General features: G+C 65.7%; 15 protein-coding genes and 1 riboswitch. Of the genes, 9 read left to right on the forward strand and 6 right to left on the reverse strand.

Features of this window, described 5'->3' with window-relative positions; translation table 11 throughout:
• Window positions 1-52: 52 nt before the first annotated feature.
• Together NDN16_RS11790 and NDN16_RS11795 are read right to left on the reverse strand one after the other, a co-directional pair.
• Window positions 53-1,147: a ribonucleotide-diphosphate reductase subunit beta gene (locus NDN16_RS11790; protein ID WP_251113778.1), complete on the reverse strand. Its 1,095-nt coding sequence runs from the start codon at window positions 1,145-1,147 to the stop codon at window positions 53-55.
• A gap of 35 nt (window positions 1,148-1,182) precedes the next feature.
• Complete coding sequence (locus NDN16_RS11795) at window positions 1,183-3,981, reverse strand: ribonucleoside-diphosphate reductase subunit alpha (RefSeq protein WP_251113779.1); 2,799 nt, start codon at window positions 3,979-3,981, stop codon at window positions 1,183-1,185.
• A 108-nt stretch (window positions 3,982-4,089) separates the two neighbouring features.
• A riboswitch (cobalamin riboswitch) is annotated at window positions 4,090-4,302 on the reverse strand.
• A 132-nt stretch (window positions 4,303-4,434) separates the two neighbouring features.
• On the opposite strand from NDN16_RS11795, the gene NDN16_RS11800 reads away from it, so the two are divergent.
• The 4 genes from NDN16_RS11800 (at window position 4,435) to NDN16_RS11815 (ending at window position 8,734) form a co-directional block, all read left to right on the forward strand.
• Window positions 4,435-5,928, forward strand: coding sequence for a sensor histidine kinase (locus NDN16_RS11800; RefSeq protein WP_251113780.1), 1,494 nt, complete (start codon window positions 4,435-4,437; stop codon window positions 5,926-5,928).
• Window positions 5,929-5,957: 29 nt separating this feature from the next.
• Window positions 5,958-6,371 (forward strand): response regulator, encoded by a 414-nt coding sequence (locus tag NDN16_RS11805; protein ID WP_251113902.1) that lies wholly within the window; start codon window positions 5,958-5,960, stop codon window positions 6,369-6,371.
• Window positions 6,368-7,450: a sensor histidine kinase gene (locus NDN16_RS11810; protein ID WP_251113781.1), complete on the forward strand. Its 1,083-nt coding sequence runs from the start codon at window positions 6,368-6,370 to the stop codon at window positions 7,448-7,450. Before NDN16_RS11805 ends, NDN16_RS11810 begins: the two co-directional genes overlap by 4 nt.
• Before the next feature lie 78 nt (window positions 7,451-7,528).
• Window positions 7,529-8,734, forward strand: coding sequence for an alpha/beta hydrolase (locus NDN16_RS11815; RefSeq protein ID WP_251113903.1), 1,206 nt, complete (start codon window positions 7,529-7,531; stop codon window positions 8,732-8,734).
• Between the two features lie 6 nt (window positions 8,735-8,740).
• On the opposite strand, the gene NDN16_RS11820 is transcribed toward NDN16_RS11815, so the two are convergent.
• Window positions 8,741-9,280 (reverse strand): cytochrome b, encoded by a 540-nt coding sequence (locus NDN16_RS11820; RefSeq protein ID WP_251113782.1) that lies wholly within the window; start codon window positions 9,278-9,280, stop codon window positions 8,741-8,743.
• A 118-nt stretch (window positions 9,281-9,398) separates the two neighbouring features.
• Between NDN16_RS11820 and NDN16_RS11825 the strand changes: the two genes are divergently transcribed.
• Genes NDN16_RS11825 through NDN16_RS11835 form a run of 3 tightly spaced genes read left to right on the forward strand, consistent with a single transcriptional unit; the run spans window position 9,399 to window position 12,672 of the window.
• Entirely contained in the window at window positions 9,399-10,154 is a 756-nt protein-coding gene (locus NDN16_RS11825) for a CDP-alcohol phosphatidyltransferase family protein (protein WP_251113783.1), read from the forward strand.
• Window positions 10,154-11,620, forward strand: coding sequence for a sulfatase-like hydrolase/transferase (locus NDN16_RS11830; protein WP_251113784.1), 1,467 nt, complete (start codon window positions 10,154-10,156; stop codon window positions 11,618-11,620). Before NDN16_RS11825 ends, NDN16_RS11830 begins: the two co-directional genes overlap by 1 nt.
• Complete coding sequence (locus NDN16_RS11835) at window positions 11,620-12,672, forward strand: glycosyltransferase family 4 protein (protein ID WP_251113785.1); 1,053 nt, start codon at window positions 11,620-11,622, stop codon at window positions 12,670-12,672. Before NDN16_RS11830 ends, NDN16_RS11835 begins: the two co-directional genes overlap by 1 nt.
• On the opposite strand, the gene NDN16_RS11840 is transcribed toward NDN16_RS11835, so the two are convergent.
• The gene (locus tag NDN16_RS11840) at window positions 12,669-13,556 is read right to left on the reverse strand and encodes a DMT family transporter (protein WP_251113786.1); all 888 of its coding nucleotides are present in this window, start codon (window positions 13,554-13,556) and stop codon (window positions 12,669-12,671) included. The two genes, NDN16_RS11835 and NDN16_RS11840, sit on opposite strands and share 4 nt — an antisense overlap.
• A 68-nt stretch (window positions 13,557-13,624) precedes the next feature.
• Between NDN16_RS11840 and NDN16_RS11845 the strand changes: the two genes are divergently transcribed.
• Window positions 13,625-15,046, forward strand: a complete 1,422-nt coding sequence (locus tag NDN16_RS11845; RefSeq protein WP_251113787.1) for a PLP-dependent aminotransferase family protein — start codon at window positions 13,625-13,627, stop codon at window positions 15,044-15,046.
• Here NDN16_RS11845 and NDN16_RS11850 read toward each other — a convergent pair.
• Both NDN16_RS11850 and NDN16_RS11855 read right to left on the reverse strand, forming a co-directional pair.
• Window positions 15,019-17,013 (reverse strand): BCCT family transporter, encoded by a 1,995-nt coding sequence (locus NDN16_RS11850; protein ID WP_251113788.1) that lies wholly within the window; start codon window positions 17,011-17,013, stop codon window positions 15,019-15,021. The two genes, NDN16_RS11845 and NDN16_RS11850, sit on opposite strands and share 28 nt — an antisense overlap.
• A gap of 126 nt (window positions 17,014-17,139) precedes the next feature.
• Complete coding sequence (locus NDN16_RS11855; protein ID WP_251113789.1) at window positions 17,140-17,751, reverse strand: GntR family transcriptional regulator; 612 nt, start codon at window positions 17,749-17,751, stop codon at window positions 17,140-17,142.
• A gap of 112 nt (window positions 17,752-17,863) precedes the next feature.
• Here NDN16_RS11855 and NDN16_RS11860 point away from each other — a divergent pair, with 112 nt between their 5' ends.
• On the forward strand, window positions 17,864-19,243 hold the full coding sequence (locus NDN16_RS11860) for a GntP family permease (RefSeq protein WP_251113790.1): 1,380 nt from the start codon (window positions 17,864-17,866) through the stop codon (window positions 19,241-19,243).
• The last annotated feature ends 44 nt before the right edge of the window (window positions 19,244-19,287 follow it).

A 19,287-nucleotide genomic window follows, 5' to 3' on the forward strand; every position in this document is an offset into this window, starting at 1 on the left:
ATCTCACCACAATCAGGTAATGCACTTGCATTGCCGCGTCAATCTGCGTCGCTCAATCCCAGCTGAGCGCACCGCCATTCTGGTATTCGATCACGCGGGTCTCGAAGAAGTTCTTTTCCTTGCCGAGGTCCATCGCCTCGCTCATCCACGGGAACGGGTTTTCGGTCGGCGCGAAGACCGCCTCGAGACCCAGTTGCGCGCAGCGGCGATTGGCGATGAAGTGCATGTAGCTTTCGCATTGGCCGGAATTCAGCCCCAGCATGCCGCGCGGCATCGTATCGCGGCCATAGGCGGCCTCCAGTTCGGCGCCGCTGCGGATCATGTCCCGCACTTCCTGCTGGAAGGCGTCCGTCCACAGATGCGGGTTCTCGACCTTGATCTGGTTGATGACGTCGACGCCGAAATTCAGGTGCAGGCTCTCGTCGCGCAGGATGTATTGATATTGCTCCGCGATGCCCACCATCTTGCCACGGCGACCCAGCGACAGGATCTGTGCGAAGCCGGTATAGAACCACATCCCCTCGAAGACGACGTAGAAGGCCACGAGGTCGCGCAGCAGGGCGCGGTCGGTTTCCTCGGTGCCGGTGCGGAAGGCCGGGTCTTCGAGGCTTTGCGTATAGGCCAGCGCCCAGGCCGCCTTGTCGGTGATGGACGGCACCTCGCGGTACATGTTGAACAACTCGCCTTCGTTCAGGCCGAGGCTTTCGACGATGTACTGGAAGGTATGGGTATGGATCGCCTCTTCGAAGGACTGGCGCAGCAGGTATTGCCGACACTCCGGATTGGTGAGTTGGCGATAGATGGCAAGGACGATGTTGTTGGCGACCAGCGACTCGGAAGCCGCGAAGAAGCCGAGGTTGCGCTTGATCATCCGACGCTCGTCGTCGGTCAGCCCGTCCGTCGATTTCCAGAGCGCGATGTCCGCCTGCATGGACACTTCGGTCGGCATCCAGTGATTGTTGCAGGCCGCCAGATACTTGTCCCATGCCCATCGGTATTTCATGGGCAGCAGTTGGTTGACGTCGGCGCGGGCGTTGATCATCCGCTTTTCGTCGACGGCGACGCGGCCGCCCGCGCGGTCGATCTGGCCGAGGCCGGTGGTGGAGTCCGCAGTTGCGGACTCCGGTCGTTCGATGAAGTCGAGCATGTTCTGTCTATCCCGGGTGTCTGTCGGATTTCAGGTTACTGGCAGGCTTCGCAGTCCGGATCGTCGATGGCGCAGGCCATCGGCGCGGACACCGCCACGGCATTCAGCTTTCCGTCGCTGCGCGTCAGGGTCGACTTCTCGACATGGCTGGCCGAGCGCGTGCGCAGGTAGTAGGTCGTCTTGAGGCCGGAGTGCCAGGCAGAGCGATAGAGCGCATCCAGCGCCTTGCCGGATGGGTTCGCCAGATAGAGATTCAGCGACTGGGCCTGGTCCAGCCATTTCTGGCGGCGCGCCGCGGCCTCCACAAGCCAGCGGCTTTCGATCTCGAAGGCCGTGGCATAGAGGTGCCGCAGGTCGTCGGGCACCCGCTCGATGGGCCCGAGCGAGCCGTCGTAATATTTCAGGTCCGATATCATGACGTCGTCCCAGAGGCCGCGGGCCTTGAGGTCGCGGACGAGATAGGGGTTCACCACCGTGAAATCGCCCGACATGTTCGCCTTGACGAAGAGGTTCTGGTAGGTCGGCTCGATCGATTGGGAGACGCCGCAGATATTCGAGATGGTGGCCGTGGGCGCGATGGCCATGCAGTTGGAGTTGCGCATGCCCTGGTTGCGAACCTTGCGGCGAAGCGCATCCCAGTCCAGCCGTGCCGAATCATCGAAGGTCGCGCCGCGCGCCTCGGCGAGGAGGCCGAGCGAGTCGATCGGCAGGATGCCCTGCGACCAGAGCGAGCCCTCATAGGTCTCGTAGCGCCCGCGCTCCGCAGACAGGTCGCTGGAGGCGGCGATGGCGTGCCACGAGATCAATTCCATGCTTTCGTCGGCAAAGCGCACCGCGGCCTTGCTGGCATAGGGAATGCGAAGCGCCTGCAACGCATCCTGAAAGCCCATGAGGCCGAGGCCGACGGGGCGGTGCCGCAGGTTGGATCGGCGCGCCTCCGGTATTGTGTAGAAGTTGATGTCGACAACATTGTCGAGCATTCGCATCGCCGTGCGCACCGTGTCGGCGAGGAGGTCCGCGTTCAGCCCCTCGTCGGACAGGTGCGCCACGAGGTTGACCGAGCCGAGGTTGCAGACGGCCACTTCGTCGGCTGACGTGTTCAGCGTGATTTCCGTGCACAGGTTGGACGAATGGATGGTTCCGGCATGGCGTTGCGGCGAACGGATGTTGCACGCGTCCTTGAAGGTGATCCATGGATGCCCCGTCTCGAACAGCATGGTCAGCATCCGCCGCCACAAATCGACGGCGCGGACCTTGCGATGCACCCGCAACCGGCCGCTGGCGGCATCGCCCTCGGCGGCCTCGTAGGCGGCCTTGAACTGCGCCCCGTACAGATCGTGAAGGTGCGGCACCTCGTCCGGAGAGAACAGTGTCCATTCGGCGTCGGCCTCGACCCGCTCCATGAACAGGTCCGGCACCCAGTTGGCGGTGTTCATGTCGTGCGTCCGGCGGCGGTCGTCGCCGGTGTTCTTCCGCAGGTCGAGGAACTCCTCGATATCGACATGCCACGTTTCCAGATAGGCGCAGACCGCGCCCTTGCGCTTGCCGCCCTGGTTGACGGCGATGGCCGTGTCGTTGGCGACCTTCAGGAAGGGCACGACGCCCTGGCTCTTGCCGTTGGTGCCGCGGATATGCGCGCCGAGGCCGCGCACCGGCGTCCAGTCGTTGCCGAGGCCGCCCGAATACTTCGCCAGAAGGGCGTTGTCGCGCACCGCCTTGAAGATCTGGCTGAGATCGTCGCCGATGGTGGTGAGGAAACACGAGGATAATTGCGGGCGCGGCGTACCCGAGTTGAACAGCGTCGGCGTCGACGCCATGAATCGGAAGCTGGACAGAAGCTCGTAGAACTCGATGGCGCGCGCCTCCCGGTCGGTTTCGCGCAGGGCGAGGCCCATGGCCACCCGCATGAAGAAAGCCTGGGGCAGTTCGAAGCGGGTATCGTCGCTGTGCAGCAGATATCGGTCGTACAGCGTCTGCAGCCCGAGAAACTGGAACTGCCGGTCGCGTTCCGGTTTCAGCGCCGCGCTCAGGGCGGCGATATCGTAACGCGCAAGCTCCGGATCGATCAGCCCTGCCTCGACGCCATGGGCGAGGTAGCGCGGAAAATAATCGGCATAGGCGTCCTGCATGTCGGCGGCGGTGGCGTGCGTCGGCACACCGTTGACGAAGCCGAGGGCCTCCGCTCGAAGCTTGTCCATCAACAGGCGCGCGCTGGCGAAGGCGTAGTCCGGATCGGTCTCCACCAGCGCCCGGGCCGCCAGGATCGGGGCGTCCGACAACTCGCCGCGCGAGATGCCATCATAGAGGTTGCGCCTGGTTTCGCTGACGATCCGCGCCGCGTCCGCGCCCGGCAACCCTTCGACCGCCTCGGCCACCACCGCCGACAGGCGGTCCATGTCGAGCGGCGTGGCGCCGCCATCCGGCTCGCGCACCATGATCGCCGGCGCGGCAGGCGCGGCTTGTGTTTCCAGCCGCGCCCTGGCCCGCTCTTCCCGGTAAAGGACATAGGCGCGGGCCACCTTGTGATGGCCGCCGCGCATCAGCGCCAGCTCCACCTGATCCTGCACGTCCTCGATGTGGATCACATGGTCGCGGCCGGCGCGGCGCTGGACGGCCGAGGCGACCTGGTCCGTCAGTTCGTCGACGATGTCGTGCACCCGCGACGAGCCGGCTGCCTCGCGTCCTTCGACGGCCAGGAAGGCCTTGGTGACGGCGACGCTGATCTTGCCCGCGTCGAAGACGTCGCTCTGGCCGTTGCGCTTGACGACGCGGAGGGGACTGGCCTGTACCTGGGCGCCTGTTCGGGCGGTCGGGAATTCTGCGGAAAGTGACATCGGCTGTTCCTGTCGGATAGGATGGACAGGCCAGGCGGACACGTGGTGCATACCGGCGCTGCAAGACGCCGGGCAAGCCACACGATCCGCCGGGACACCCCGCCCAGGGAAAGGTTCGTCGCCACGGCAGGTCTCCTGACTTACGGGTCTTCGCCCGGCACCCGGCCTTCCCGGAGCGAGGCTCCAGTGGCGCGAATGGGTGCAGGCTACCCGTCTACAGTTGCGGGGGCAGCTTCGGATTGACCACTCGCGTGGGGAACCGAATTCCCTCTTAGCTTCCATATCTTGTGGCTATGGAAGACCGTGACCACAAGAGATTGTTAGATGGGGCGATTCCTGTCAACCCGTCCGCATCGGTTTTCCACCGCGGAACAGTCGCTCTGCAACTTCCTGATTGTGGTTCCTCGCGCGGTGCGGCATTGAGTGCGTCATTGCAACAAACTCCAGGTTCCGATGGCGATCACCCAGAAGCAGTTCTATGCCCGCACATTCGCTTTCCTGGCTGCAGCGCTGCTTTTGCTCCTGGCGATCGTCGGCGGCTCCCTCTACCTGACGCGGCAGACGCAGGAGAATTTCGACAAGGTCGTGATGACACGCTCGGTGCGCAGCGCTGCGGCCGATCTTCTGGCTCGCGTCACCGATGCCGAAACGGGGCAGCGCGGCTATCTCCTGACGCGGGACCAGCGTTACCTCGAGCCCTATCGCCAGCAGATCGGGTCCATCGCCTCCAGGGTCGAACGTCTGCAGGAGGCGCTCGACCAGTTGATGGGCGGTCGGGTGGACCTCTCGGAACTGCGCCAGCGCGTCACCGCCAAGACGGCGGAACTGGATTCGACCGTCTCGCTTGCGCTCGGCGGCCAGTACGACGAAGCCGTCGCGGAGGTTGCTGGCGGCACCGGTTTTTCCCTCATGGAAGAGATTCGGCAACAGCTCGGCATGATCCTCGATCAGGCGGAAACGCAGCTACGGGCCGGCATAGAGCGGCAGGAGAACATAGGGTCCACCCTGCGCCACGTGACGGTGATCGGCGCGCTCGCCATCATTCTCATGGCCGCGGCCGCCGCCTGGACGATCCTGCGTTATACGCGCGAAGTCGCCGAGGCCCGCGCCGAGATAGAGGCCGCGAATGCGGCCCTGGAAGCCCGGGTGGAGGAGCGGACGACCGATCTCATCAAGGCGAACGAGGAGATCCAGCGCTTCGCCTATATCGTGACGCACGACCTGCGCGCGCCGCTTGTGAACATCATGGGCTTCACGAGCGAACTGGAGGCTACCTTCGCACCGGTGCGCGACTACATGGCCAGTCTGCCGCCCGGCGAGGACGCGCTGCGCCGGCAGGCCGAGGAGGCGATCGACCAGGAAGTTCCGGAGGCCATTTCCTTCATCCGCTCGTCCACCCGCAAGATGGACGGCCTCATCAACGCCATCCTGAAGATATCGCGGGAAGGGCGGCGCAGCCTGAAGCCCGAAAAGGTGGATCTTCGCGCGCTGATAGAAACGGCGACGAATGCCGTGCACCACCAGGGCGCCGAGAACGATGGCGAGATCGAAACCGACGTAAAGGCGACATCCATCGTCACCGACCGCCTCTCGCTTGATCAGATGCTCGGAAACCTGCTTGATAACGCAATCAAGTATCGGGAGCCGTCGCGACCGCTGCGGATCATGGTGCGCACACGCAAGGATTCCTTCGGCCGCATCGTCATCGAGGTGGAGGACAATGGGCGAGGCATTTCGCCGGCTGACAACGAACGGGTCTTCGAGCTCTTCCGGCGGTCGGGAAAACAGGATACTGCGGGTGAGGGGATCGGGCTCGCGCATGTGCGGACGCTGGCGCGCAACCTTGGGGGCGACATCGGCCTCAAATCGGAACTCGGTACGGGCTCGACCTTCACGATCGTCCTGCCGGCCAATCTTTCGAACGTGAAGCGGAGCATGAAATCGTGAGCAGGACCGCAAAGCCTGTCCAGATCGTGATGATCGAGGACGACGAGGGCCATGCCCGGCTGATCGAGAAGAACATCCGGCGCGCCGGCGTCAACAACGAGATCCTGCCGTTCGGCAACGGCACGGACGCGCTGTCGTTCCTGTTCGGCGCCGACGGCTCGGGCGAGGACAGTGCCGGACGGCACCTTCTCATCCTGCTCGACCTGAACCTGCCGGACATGGGCGGGGTCGACATCCTGGAAAAGGTGAAGGCGAACGCGCACACCAAGCGCTCGCCCGTGATCGTGCTGACGACGACCGACGACAGCCGCGAGATTCAGCGCTGCTACGATCTCGGCGCCAATGTCTACATCACCAAGCCGGTCGATTACGAAGGCTTCGCCAACGCCATCCGGCAGCTCGGCCTGTTCTTCTCGGTCATGCAGGTACCGGAAACGGAATGACGATGGCCGCGGGCGGGAGCCAGCCGGCCGAAGCCGGCGTCACAGTTCTGTACATAGACGACGACGTCGCGGCCGGCCGTCTCGCCCAGCGAATGCTGGGCCGCCACGGCATAGCCGTTGTGCACGCGTCCGATGCCGCAACGGGTGTGCAACTCCTGAACGAACGCGATTTTTCTGCCGTCATCCTGGATCATGACCTCGGCTCGGGGTCCGGGCTGGATATCCTGAACGACATGAGCGGCATGGAAAACGCGCCGCCCGCGGTCTACGTGACGGCATCCACCGAGCTGTCCATCGCCGTGGACGCGTTGAAGGCCGGCGCGGTGGATTACGTGGTCAAGACGGTCGGATCGGAGTTCGAGCTGCTGTTGGCCAGCGCCATCCGCGCTTCGGTGGAAAAGGCGACGCTGAGGCGCGCCAAGGAAAGAGCCGAGCAGGAGGTGCGCGAGGCCCGCGACCGCGCCGTGGCCATGCTGGCCGAGGTGAACCACAGGGTGGCCAACAGCCTGGCGCTCGTCGGCTCTCTCGTGCGCATGCAGACCAACGGCACCGAAGACCCCGCCATACGGGAGGCGTTGACCGAGGTGCAGGCCCGCATCACGGCGATCGCCAATCTGCACCGCAGCCTCTACACATCCGAAGATGTCCGCAGCGTCGATCTGCAGACCTATCTCGGCCGGCTGGTGGGCGAACTCACCATGTCCATGGCCGACGACCTGCACAAGACGCCCATCCGCTTCGAGGCCGATCCGATCAACGTTTCACCGGACAAGGCCGTGTCGATCGGCGTGATCACGACCGAACTGGTGACGAACGCGATCAAATACGCCTATCCTGACAAGAAGGGCGATATCCGTGTGCGGTTGGCGAAGATGGATGAGGGGATGGCCGAACTGTCGGTCGAGGATGACGGCATCGGCTGGCGCGGCGAAGGGCAGATCCAGGGCACGGGCCTCGGCGCGCGGATCATCGTAGCGCTGACGCGCAGCCTGGACAGCAAGCTGATCTACGCCGAAGTCGGCGCCGGCACGCGCGCCGTCGTCGCCTTCGATACAAGGCAAGGCGAACCGAAAAGCTGACGCCGCCGACAAGACGAGGGGACGACACGCGTGCAGACCGTTCGACACAGCCCGGCCCGTGCGGCGGCCCTGTTATCCATGGTCCTTCTGGCCGGTTGCGCCGGGGCCCCGGGCGGTGTTCTGGCGCCCGTGGCCGTCGACCCCGCCGTTTACGGAGCGACCAAGGTGGACATGCTCGTGGCCACCACGCGCGAAGCGGTCGAAGATCCGGCCTATCTCTATTCCGGCGAACGCGGGCCCGAGCTGAGCCTCACCGACATTGACATCTCCATCCCGCCGGATGGAAGCAGGCGTATAGGCGAGGTGCAGTGGCCCCGCCGCCTGCCGCCCAACCCGGCAACGGATTTCGCGACGCTCAGGGCGGAACGGCTGTCCGTCAGCCAAAGCCGCAGATGGATGCATGACAATCTGGGGCCCAGCCGCAACGTCATGGTCTTCGTTCACGGATTCAACAACCGCTTCGAGGATTCGGTCTACCGCTACGCTCAACTCATCCATGACTCCAGGTCGGAGGTTACGCCGGTCCTGTTTACATGGCCGTCCCGCGCCAGCGTCTTCGGCTACAATTACGACAAGGAGAGCACCAACTATTCCCGCGATGCGCTGGAGCAGTTGATGAAAGCCCTGTCGGACGACAGGCATGTCGGCGAGATCACCATCATGGCGCACTCCATGGGAACGTGGCTGGCCGTCGAGGCGCTTCGCCAGATGGCCATTCGCGACGGGCAAATCGCTCCGAAAATCACCAACGTCATCCTGGCGTCGCCCGACATCGACATCGACGTCTTCCGCAAGCAATGGCAGCAATTCGGCGACCACCGTCCGAAATTCACCATCTTCGTCTCGACGGACGACAGGGCCTTGGCCGTCAGCCGGATCATCTCGGGCAATCGCGGCCGGCTGGGCGCGGTGAACCCGGCGATGGAGCCCTACCGCACGGAGTTCGAACTGGCAGGCATCGACGTCTACGACCTGACCGGGCAGGGCGGGGCGGATTTCCTCAACCATTCGCGCTTCGCCACGAGCCCGCAAGTGGTGCAACTGATCGGCCAGCGCCTTGTCAACGGCCAGACGGTGACGGATTCGCGCGTCGGCCTGGGCGAGGCGATCGGCGCGGTGGCGGTAGGCGCCACGCAGGCTGTGGGGCAGACGGCCTCTGCCGCCTTAAGCGTACCGATCTCGGTGGTGGATCCAACGACGCGCCGCAACCTCGGCGATCAGTTCGACGCTGCGGCCCAGGCAACCGGGGGCACGCTCGACGCCGTCCGCCCGGACTTGCGCTGAACTGCATCACCACGGCCGCATCCGCCACAGGACGCCGTCGCGCCGCACGATGCCGTGGTGGAGCGCTGCGGCCACATGGATGGCGATGAGCGCGATCAGGACCGTCCTGGCGGCAATGTGCAGGGACTGCGCCATGCCGGACAGAGCGTCCGAACGGGGTACGAATGGCGGGATGCCCAAGGCATCCAGCACTTCGATCGGATAGCCGCCCGCCTTGACGTAGGCGTAGCCGCTCAGCGCCATGACGACCAGCAGCGTATAAAGCGCGGCATGGGTGGCGCGGGCTGTGGCCACCTGCCATGCCGGCATCGAGGCGGGCAACGGCGGCGCGGGGCGGGCAAATCGATAGGCCAGCCGGCATGCGACCAGCAGAAGGATCAGGACGCCGGTATTCTTGTGAAAGACGTACAGCATGTCCCGAAGGCTTCTCGACACGTCATTGCCGGCCATCACGAAGCCGGCGGGGATCGTCGCGAAGACAAGCAGCGCCACCAGCCAGTGCAGCACCCGCGCCGGGCCCCGGTAGGACGATACGCCCTCATCCATCGCACCTGCCTCCTCCCTGCAAGTCCCGTCGAATTCGTGGCCGGGGCCGATGGTCCGCGCATTCGCCGACGCCGTCAAGCGCTTGACAAGTCAGGGTTTCCGCGATGAGCCTTGGTCGATGGAAGATGCCACGCGACACGGCTGCACGGAAATCGCATATCGGCAGGCGGCGGCGCGGGCCGTGCTTATCCGTTTCCTGTCGGCCAGCCTGCCGCTGCTGGCCCTGGCGCTCTTGCTGGCGCATGTGCTGGCGCCAGGTCGACCGGGTATCGTGACGCTGATCGTCATCGTGCTCCACGGTGCGGCCACGGGCGTGGCCGGATACGGCCTTTGGTCTGCCTATCCTTATGACCGGCTGGGCGGGGGCAACCTGGTCACGCAGTTGCGCGCCGCGATGGCCGTTTCGCTCGCGGCGTGTCTCGCGCATCCGGTCGCGGATGACGCACGATGGATCGTGGTGGCCGTGGCGACCGTCAGCCTGCTGCTGGACGGCATCGACGGATGGCTGGCGCGCCGCGACGGCCTGGTCTCACGGTTCGGCGCGCGGTACGACATGGAGGTCGACAGTTTCCTGGCGCTGATGCTCTGCCTGGTCGCCTGGCGCTCCGCCGGCTCGGGCGCGGAGGTGCTGCTGCTGGGCCTGCCACGCTATGGCTTCCTGCTGGCCGCGGCCTTTCTGCCCTTCCTGCGAGGGGCCTTACCCCAAAGCTTTCGGCGCAAGGCCTGCTGCGTCCTGCAGATAGCCGCGCTCATCCTCCTCGTTGCGCCGTGGCCCGCCGGCCTCGTGGTCGATGGGCTGGCGCTGCTGGCCGGCGGATGCCTCTATGCGTCCTTCGCCGTCGATATCGCCCATCTCCGGCGTCGTCGCGCCTGATGGCTCTCTACGCGATCTGGTCCATTCTCGGCGTCTGCCTTTTCCTCATGCAACCGCGTGGCGGGCGCCGTGCGGCCGCGCCGGTCGTCGCCCTGGCGCTCATGTCGCTGCTGGCTCTCGACCTTGCGGACCGGGCGGTCACGGCCGCCTACGGGCGCCCCTTCAACCCGTTCGTCGACATCCATCTGGCGGAGGCGGGCGCACGCCTCCTTGCCGGCATCCTGAGCCTTCCCCTTTTCCTCGTGGTCGGGCTGGCCGGCATCGTCGCACCGGTTTGCGCGTTCCTGCTGCTGTGGGCCGGCCTCTCGCTGGCGGCCCGCTATTCGCGGCCTACGCGCGGTTTGCGTGCCGGGGCGGCGCTGACGGGCCTTGCCGCCATGATCGCCCTCATCGTCATGCCCGGGGGTGCCGCCGCGATCGGATCGAGGGTTGCGGAACTGTCGGCCTTTCGGGCGCAGATGCTGGCGTTCGACGGCGCGGCGCGGGATGATGCCCGACCGTTGGAGGCGGCTTCGCTGGACGGGCTGGAGCGGCGCGACGTCATCCTGGTGTTCGTCGAAAGCTATGGGCGCACCAGTGTCGACAATCCGCGCTTCGCCGCCGCACACGATGCCGTACGCGCCGCCGCGCAGGCTGCAGGCGAAAAGGCCGATATCGCGACGGTGTCGGGCTGGCTGACCGCGCCTATCTCCGGCGGGCAAAGCTGGCTTGCCCATGCAACGCTGGCATTCGGGCTTCCTGTCGGCGATCAGTGGCGCTACGAGCGGCTTCTGGCCGGCGGCAGGCGATCGCTTTTCCAGATCGCCGCGACGGCCGGGTATCACACGGCGGCCTATATGCCGGCGATCACCGGGCCATGGCCGGAAAGCCGCCGCATCGGCTTCGAACGCCTGTTTGCGAGCGGCGATCTCGGCTATCGCGGGCAGCCCTTCAACTGGGTGACCATGCCGGACCAGTTCACCCTCGAGGCTTTCGAGCGGCTTTCGCAAGGGCTGCCGGAACCGCGTTTCAGCCAGATCGTGCTGATCTCCTCTCACGCACCATTTACGCCCATAGCCCCCATCCTGCCGCGCGAGCAGATCGGCGATGGGCGCATATTCGACCGATGGGCCGGTTCCGGGGATCCGCCCGATGTCGTCTGGCGCGACCGGGAGCGTGTCCGCGACCAGTACCGCGACGCCCTCGGCTACTCCTTGTCCGTTGCATTCGAATTCGCAATCCGGAACGCGGCGGACGGCAGGCTGGTCATCGTGGCGGGCGATCATGCCCCTGCCGGTTTCATCTCGCAGATCGACTCCCTCGACGTCCCGATACACGTCTTCGGCCCCGACCGTCTTCTGGCGCGCATCGGCTCGTGGCGGTGGGCCCCGGGCCTGACGCCGGACCCGGCGGCGGCGGCGTGGCCGATGGAGGCATTCCGCGACAGGTTCATCGGGGCATTCGGTGTCGGGATGGGGCCGTCCTGATGTCGCCCGGCAAAGTGGCCTTCGCCATACCCGGCGCGCTCGACCGGCGCACAGGCGGAACGATCTACGATCGACGGGTCGTCGAAGCGATGTCGAAGCAGGGATGGGCGGCGCGCGCCATTTCGCTGCCGGGCGCCTTTCCCGATCCATCCGCAGAAGACATGCGCGCGGCGCTGTCCCTGCTGCGGGCCGTGCCGAGCGATGAAATGCTGATCGTCGACGGCCTTGCCTTCGGGGCTCTGGATACGGCAGAGCTTGCACGGCTGCGGCGGCCCTCGATCGCCATGGTGCATCATCCGATCGGGATGGAGGCGGGTTTGGCGCCGGATCTCGCCCGGATGCTGATCGCGCGGGAGCGGGCCAATCTCGGCCACGCGCGGCATGTCATCGTGCCGAGTGCGCATACTGCCGACATTCTGCGCGGGCGCTTCGCCGTTCCGGCCGACAGGATGACCATCGCACGCCCCGGCCTCGAGCCAATGGCGCTCGGAAAACGGCGTGCGGTGCATCCTCCCCTGATCCTTTCGGTCGGCATTCTCGCCCGTCGCAAGGGGCATGACGTTCTTCTGGCCGCGCTTCGCGCTGTAGCCGACCTCGACTGGCAGGCCGTGCTCGTCGGCCGGGAGCACGATCCCGAAACGGTCGCCGAGCTTCGGGCATTGCAACAGGAGCCTGGGCTGGCAGGCCGGGTGCGCATCGCCGGGGAGGTGCCCGACGACGAACTGGCGCACCTCTACGGCGCCGCGTCCATCTTCGCGCTCGCCACGCGTTACGAGGGGTTCGGCATCGTCTTTGCAGAGGCGATGCGGTCCGCACTACCCATCGTCTCCTGCCATGTCGGCGCAGTTCCGGAAACGGTGCCCGAGGAAGCCGGACTGCTGGTGCCGTCGGACGATCCGCTTGCCTTTGCCGCGGCGCTGCGCCGGCTGCTCGAAGATCAGCCTCTGCGCCGTGCCATGGCCGAAGCCGGCCACCGCCATGGGGCTGCCCTGACGGGTTGGGACGAAACCGCCCGCATCGTCGCCGGCGTCGTTTCGCGGAGCGGTGGCTAAGCTGCGAAGCGCCGGGCACCGGCGACGCACAGGACCACGCCGAGGGTGGACAGCAACATGGCCGGGCTGACGGCTTCGCCCAGCAGCAGGCCGGCCAGCGCCAGGCCCATGAAGGGCTGCAGAAGCTGCAACTGGCCGACTGCGGCCACGCCACCCTGCGCAAGGCCGCGATACCAGAAGACGAAGCCGATCAGCATCGAGAAGAGCGACACGTAAGCGAGGCTCGCCCAGGCCCCCGGCGATACGCCGGAAAGGCTGGCAGGCCACCGCATCGCGCTCGCCACGAGCATTGGCGGCAGGGCGAGGGCCAGCGCCCACGAGATGACCTGCCAGCCGCCCATGCGACGGGCCAGCCGGGCCCCTTCCGCATAGCCGAGTGCGCACAGCACGATGGCCGCAACCATGTAGCCATCGGCCGAAGACAGGCCGGAAAACCCCTGCATGAGTGCGAAACCGACGACGAAGGCACTGCCCAGGCACGAAAAGAACCAATAGGCCGGCCGTGGCAGCTCGCCCGCCCGGAATACGGCGAAGATCGAGGTGGCGAGCGGCAGCAACCCGACGAAGACGATGGAATGCGCCGACGTCACCTGGCCCAGCGCGAGCGCGGTCAGGAGCGGAAAGCCGATGACGACACCCAGGGCCACGATGGCCAGCGAAGCGATATCGCCTTTTTCCGGCGCGCGCGCATGAGCCAGGGCAAGCAAGGCGCAGGCGCACAGCCCGGCGATGGATGCCCGCGCCGTGGTCAGGAACAGCGGGTCGAAGGCCGATACCGCGATCCGCGTCGCCGGCAGCGACCCGGCAAAGATCGCGACGCCTATGAAACCGTTGAGAAGGCCTTGCAACCGATCGCCGCCCATGGAGAACCCCCGTTTGCCCATGCCGCCCTCAATAGCGGGGCTGGCCAATGCGGCACAGGCACAATACGGTACGATTTTGCAAAACTGTATTGGTTCGAAAGGCAGCACGGATGGCGGGCGGACAAACGGCGAAGGTCATGGAATCGGTGCGCGCGCGCATCGACGGACGCAGCCTTCCTGCGGGCGCGCGGCTGCCGTCGGTGCGGGCGGAGGCGAAGGCGTCAGGCGTTTCCGTTTCGACCGTCGTGGAGGCTTATGAGAGACTGGTGGCGGAAGGGCTCATCCTTTCCCGGCCGGGATCGGGCTTCTATGTTGCGGCATCCGCCGCACCGCTGATCCTCAAGGCGGTGGCTCCACGGCGGGACAGGGCGATCGACCCCTTCTGGATATCGCGCCAGTCGCTGGAGGCGGCGCCCGGAACGTTGATGCCCGGATGCGGATGGCTGCCTGCGGACTGGATGTTCGAAAGCGGCTTGCGCCGCGCCTTGCGCAAGATCGCGCGCGGCGATGCCGTGGACCTTGCCGAGTATGGCTCGCCGCTCGGCTCGGAGCGGCTGCGCGCGCTGCTCGCCCGGCGCTTGCTCGGTCTTGCGATTCCGGCCGCGAGCGACCGGATCATGCTGACGGAGTCGGGCACGCAGGCGATCGACCTCGTCTGTCGCCTGCTGATCGAGCCTGGCGACGCCGTTCTGGTGGACGATCCCTGCTACTTCAATTTCCATGCGCTGCTGCGGGCGCATCGCGCGCGTATCGTCGGCGTGCCCTACGGCCCGGACGGACCGGATGCCGCGGCGATGGAATCCGTCATCGCGCGTGAGCGGCCGCGCCTCTACATCACCAATTCGGCGATCCATAATCCAACGGGCGCAACGCTTTCCCCGGCGACTGCGCACAAGGTGCTGACGCTTGCGGACAAGGCCCGGATGACGATCGTGGAGGACGACATCTTCGGCGACTTCGAACAGGAGCCGGCAACGCGGCTCGCCGCGCTGGACGGACTGGACCGCGTCATCTGCATCGGCAGTTTCTCCAAAAGCGTGTCGGCTTCGGTCCGCTGCGGTTATGTCGCGGCGCGGGCCGACTGGCTGGACAGCCTGATCGACATGAAGATCGCGACGAGCTTCGGCGGTGGGCGGATGGCGGCCGCATTGCTTCTTGCAACGCTGTCCGATGGCGCTTACCGCCGGCACATGGAAGACGTGCGCCGCAAACTCGGCCGCGCCATGGACCGGACCGTCGCGCGGCTGGAAGCGCTTGGACTGACGGTAGACCTGCGTCCGCGCGCAGGCATGTTTGTCTGGTGCCGCCTGCCGCACGGGGTGGATGCAGGGCGCATCGCAGCGCAATGCCTTGGCGACGGCATCGTGCTGGCCCCCGGCAACGCCTTCAGCGTTACCGGGGGCGCATCCCGGTTCATGCGGTTCAATGTCGCCCAATGTGGCGACGACAGGATATTCGCCAGCCTCGAAAGGGCGTTGCCGGCCTATTCGGGGTCAGGCGCGGTCGCGTAGAGCGCCGTGGCCGGTGCGCTTGTCAGCAACTGATAAGCCTCGAACTGGGCCAGCACATCGGCCTGTATCTCTTCCCGCTTGAACCCCATGACGTCGTAGCCACGGCTGTTGTCGGAAAAGAACGTCCGCGCAAGCCATACCTGCGAGCGTTTCCGCTCGGGCCGGGTCACCTCGGCCGCCGAGAAGGCGATGGCGAGATGCGTTTCCGGATGGACACCGTACAGGAAGTTACGCGTCGCGTTGGAAGCGACCGTCAGCACGGCGCCGCCGTCCTCCGGCGAGCGGGTGACATCCGCATCGACGCCGCGCGCGTTGAGGGCATCCTTCACATCCTGAAGGGCCGGTTCGACCGTTTTGTCGATGAACCGGACGACATCATCCCTCGACGGCTCCGCCAGCATCCACTGCAGGCGCTCCTGCCAGTTCATGCTGCGTGCCGGAATGGCCGGCTGTGCGTGCTGGCGCATGGTCGCCCGGGCGACGTCGGCCTTCATGCCCTTGATGAGGCCGAAGGCGAGCAGCAGCAGGATGACGGCAAAGGGGAGGGCGCTGATCAGCGTCATCGTCTGCAGTGCTGTCAGTCCGCCGGCCAGAAGCAGCAGGGCTGCGACAAGACCTTCGAGCCCGCACCAGTAGATCCGCTGCCAGAGCGGCGTCTCGTTGGTGCCGCCGGAAGCGATCGTGTCGACGACCATCGATCCGGAGTCCGACGAGGTGACGAAGAAGACGGCGACGAGGATGACCCCGAGCGTCGAGGTCAGGACCGTCAGCGGCAGGTATTCGAAGAACTGGAACAGCGCCACCGAGATATCGGCGCCCACGGCGGCGGAAATGGCGCCGTTGGCCACGCCCATGTCGAGGCTGATCGCTGTGTTGCCGAAGACCGCCATCCAGAAAAACGTGAAGGCCGAGGGTACGAAGAGTACGCCGACGATGAACTCGCGCACGGTCCGCCCGCGCGAGATGCGGGCGATGAACATGCCGACGAACGGAGACCAGGATATCCACCAGGCCCAGTAGAACAATGTCCAGTTGCTGACCCAGTCGCGCGGCTCGTAGGCGTAGAGCGTGAACGTACGTTGCAGGATCGTGTCGAGATAGGTGCCGATATTCTGCACGAAGGCGCGGAAGATGAATTCCGTCGGGCCCATCACCAGAACGAAGAGCATCAGGATGACGGCGACGATCAAATTGCCTTCCGACAGGCGGCGGATGCCGACATCGAGGCCCGAGACCACCGATAACGTCGCCAAAGCCGTTACGACGGCGATCAGGATGACCTGTATCGTCGGGGTTTGCGGCACGTCCAGGAGATAGTTCAGGCCGGCATTGATCTGCAGCACGCCAAGGCCGAGCGAAGTGGCGATGCCGAACAGGGTGCCGCAGATCGCGAAGATGTCGACGGCATGGCCCAACGGTCCGTTTATCCGCTCCTGCAGCAGCGGATAGAAGCCGGATCGGATGGTCAGCGGCAGGTTGTAGCGGAACGAGAAGTAGGCCAGCGAAAGACCGACGACCGCATAGATGGCCCAGGCATGCACACCCCAGTGGAAGTACGTGATGGCCATGGCCTGCCGCGCTGCCTCGATGGTGCTCGGCTGGGCTTCGGGCGGCACGGAGTAATGCAGGATCGGCTCCGCCACCGCATAGAACATCAAGCCAATGCCCATGCCGGCGGCAAACAGCATCGCAAGCCATGTCAGATAGGGATAATCGGGGTCCGCATCGTCATTGCCCAGCTTGAGATCGCCGAAGCGGCTCACCGCGAGGTACAGCGCAAAGAAGAGGAAGATGCCGACGGACAGAAGGTAGAACCAGCCGAACGTATCCAGCACCCAGCTTTGCGCGGTCGTGAAGATTCTGTCCGCGTCGGTGGGGAAGACGATGCCGATCATCACCATGACGATGATGATCGCGCTGGAGATGAAGAAGACCGGTTTGTTGATGGTCGAAGTCTGGGAGCTCATGCCGATGCGGAAATCCTGTATTCTGGCCCACGCCAATTGCGGCAAAATGGGGGCCGGCCAGAGGACACCTAGGGCGCATCGTAAACTGACAAGGGCGCAGGCCGCATGGCTGCATCCCCAAACCGGTCACCCGGTCCAGTTCACGTGTTTGGCAAGAAGCGCGACTGCAAGCTCCGATCGACCCTCGCGCAGGGCGTTCAGGATCGCCTTGTGGTCCCGGTCGGTGGGGGCCTCCCATTCCGCCCGCCAGCCGGAGAAGAGAAACCGCGCGCTCGCGGCCTGCAGATCGTCGATGGACCGCAGAAGGCGCGGCATGCGGCAAGGCTCCGCCAGCGTGCGGTGGAAGCGGCGGTTGCACTCTTCCCACACATGGACGTCGCCGGCCGCCTCCGCGGCCTGGTTTATCTCTTCGGCGCGATCCAGGATGGCGCGGGTCAGGTGAGGGATCGCGTGCCGCAGGGCAAGCGCCTCGAGCACCGCCCGCATTTCGGCAACCTCGCGTATCTCGGCCTGGGTAAAGCCGGCCACGCGCACCCCGCGGCGCGGCGTGCTTGCCACGAGGCCGCGCGCTTCCAGCCGCCGGAAGGCCTCCCGCACCGGCACATGGCTGGCCGAGAATTCTTCGGCCACGCGCTCCTGCCGCAGCTTCTCGCCGGCGCCCAGCACCCCGGAAACGATGCGCTCGGCCAGCGTCCGCTCGATGCGCGCAGCTATGGTTTCACCGGGGCGAGTCGTCATGCTTTGTAGATAAATGGCAGGAATGCGGTTGTCACCTTGGCGGCAGTGAAATAGGGCATCCTTTCTGGGTTGTGCCTGCAGTGGTTCGGGCCGCCGGCTTAGGGGAGTAGGCATGGAAGGTTTCGAGCAGACGTTGGGGGCGGGGACACTCCTGTCCATCGTGGCAGCGGCGATCGCGCTGCTGCTCGTCCTGATCATAAGGTTCAATATCCACGCCTTCATCGCGCTGATCCTCGTCAGCCTGCTGACGGCTCTCGTCGCGGGTATCCCGCCTGCCGCCATCGTCCAGACATTGACGCAGGCCTTCGGGTCGACGCTCGGCGGTGTTGCGCTGCTGGTTGCGCTGGGCGCCATGCTGGGGCGCCTTCTGGAGATTTCCGGCGGCGCGGAATCGCTCGCCAACGCATTGGTGGCCCGGTTCGGAGAGAAGCGCGCGCCGCTCGCCCTCGGCATCGCATCCCTGATCTTCGGTTTTCCGATCTTCTTCGATGCCGGTCTGGTCGTGATGCTGCCGGTCGTCTTCACCATCGCGCGCCGTCTCGGCGGCGGCCTGCTGCTCTACGGCATGCCGGTGGCGGCGGCTTTCTCGGTGATGCACGTCTTCGTCCCCCCGCATCCGGGCCCGGTCGCGGCATCCGAACTGCTGGGGGCGGATGTCGGCATGCTGATCGTGGTCGGCCTGCTCGTGGCCGTGCCGATCTGGATTGTCGCAGGGCAGATCTTCGGCCAGTGGATCGGACGCCGCATCGTGCTGCCGGTGCCCGACATCCTGTCCGGCGGGCCGCGCGAAGAGCGGGCCGGGCCGGCGCCGAAGCCGTCCACCGTGATCCTGCTGTTGCTGTTGCCGCTGTTGCTGATCTTCCTGAACACGGGCCTGGATTATGCACGCGCTGCCGGCTGGGTAGACGGACAGGCGACGTGGTTCGCGCTGGCGCGGACCATCGGCGCGACGCCCGTTGCACTGTTGATCTCCGTCCTCGTCGCCGCGTACGTCATCGGCATCCGGCGCGGTCAGGACGGCAAGAAGATCGAGGGTATTCTGGATTCCGCCCTTGGCCCGGTGTGCTCGATCATCCTGATCACCGGCGCGGGCGGCATGTTCGGCGGCGTGCTGCGTGCGTCCGGTATCGGTGACGCCCTGGCCTCGGCGCTGGACGGCATTGGCCTGCCGCTCTTCGTGGCCGGCTTCATCATTGCCACGGCGCTTCGTATCGCACAAGGGTCGGCCACCGTTGCGTTGATCACCTCGGCCGGCCTTGTCCAGCCTGCCGTGGCTGCGGCAGGCTACGGCAGTGTCGAACTTGCGGCCTTCGTTCTGTCGCTGGCTGCCGGCTCGGTGATGCTCAGCCACGTGAACGATTCCGGCTTCTGGCTGGTGGGTCGTTTCTTCGGGATGGACGTCAAGACGACGCTGAAGACCTGGACCGTGATGCAGACGATCGTCGGCCTGATGGGTTTTGCGATCTCCGGCCTGATCTTCTGGCTCGCCTGATCCACGGGCGGGCGGGGCCCGCCGCCGCCCCACATTAGAAACCG

It is taken from the genome of Aureimonas altamirensis (genome assembly GCF_023702225.1).
In the GTDB taxonomy this organism is placed as follows: Bacteria; Pseudomonadota; Alphaproteobacteria; order Rhizobiales; family Rhizobiaceae; genus Aureimonas; species Aureimonas altamirensis_B.

Bases quoted from the DNA above. Each gene is read 5' to 3' on its own strand.
- NDN16_RS11790 (WP_251113778.1), bottom strand. From the start codon at position 1,147: ATGCTCGACTTCATCGAACGACCGGAGTCCGCAACTGCGGACTCCACC.
- NDN16_RS11795 (WP_251113779.1), bottom strand. From the start codon at position 3,981: ATGTCACTTTCCGCAGAATTCCCGACCGCCCGAACAGGCGCCCAGGTA.
- NDN16_RS11800 (WP_251113780.1), top strand. From the start codon at position 4,435: ATGGCGATCACCCAGAAGCAGTTCTATGCCCGCACATTCGCTTTCCTG.
- NDN16_RS11805 (WP_251113902.1), top strand. From the start codon at position 5,958: ATGATCGAGGACGACGAGGGCCATGCCCGGCTGATCGAGAAGAACATC.
- NDN16_RS11810 (WP_251113781.1), top strand. From the start codon at position 6,368: ATGACGATGGCCGCGGGCGGGAGCCAGCCGGCCGAAGCCGGCGTCACA.
- NDN16_RS11815 (WP_251113903.1), top strand. From the start codon at position 7,529: ATGGTCCTTCTGGCCGGTTGCGCCGGGGCCCCGGGCGGTGTTCTGGCG.
- NDN16_RS11820 (WP_251113782.1), bottom strand. From the start codon at position 9,280: ATGGATGAGGGCGTATCGTCCTACCGGGGCCCGGCGCGGGTGCTGCAC.
- NDN16_RS11825 (WP_251113783.1), top strand. From the start codon at position 9,399: ATGGAAGATGCCACGCGACACGGCTGCACGGAAATCGCATATCGGCAG.
- NDN16_RS11830 (WP_251113784.1), top strand. From the start codon at position 10,154: ATGGCTCTCTACGCGATCTGGTCCATTCTCGGCGTCTGCCTTTTCCTC.
- NDN16_RS11835 (WP_251113785.1), top strand. From the start codon at position 11,620: ATGTCGCCCGGCAAAGTGGCCTTCGCCATACCCGGCGCGCTCGACCGG.
- NDN16_RS11840 (WP_251113786.1), bottom strand. From the start codon at position 13,556: ATGGGCAAACGGGGGTTCTCCATGGGCGGCGATCGGTTGCAAGGCCTT.
- NDN16_RS11850 (WP_251113788.1), bottom strand. From the start codon at position 17,013: ATGAGCTCCCAGACTTCGACCATCAACAAACCGGTCTTCTTCATCTCC.
- NDN16_RS11855 (WP_251113789.1), bottom strand. From the start codon at position 17,751: ATGACGACTCGCCCCGGTGAAACCATAGCTGCGCGCATCGAGCGGACG.
- NDN16_RS11860 (WP_251113790.1), top strand. From the start codon at position 17,864: ATGGAAGGTTTCGAGCAGACGTTGGGGGCGGGGACACTCCTGTCCATC.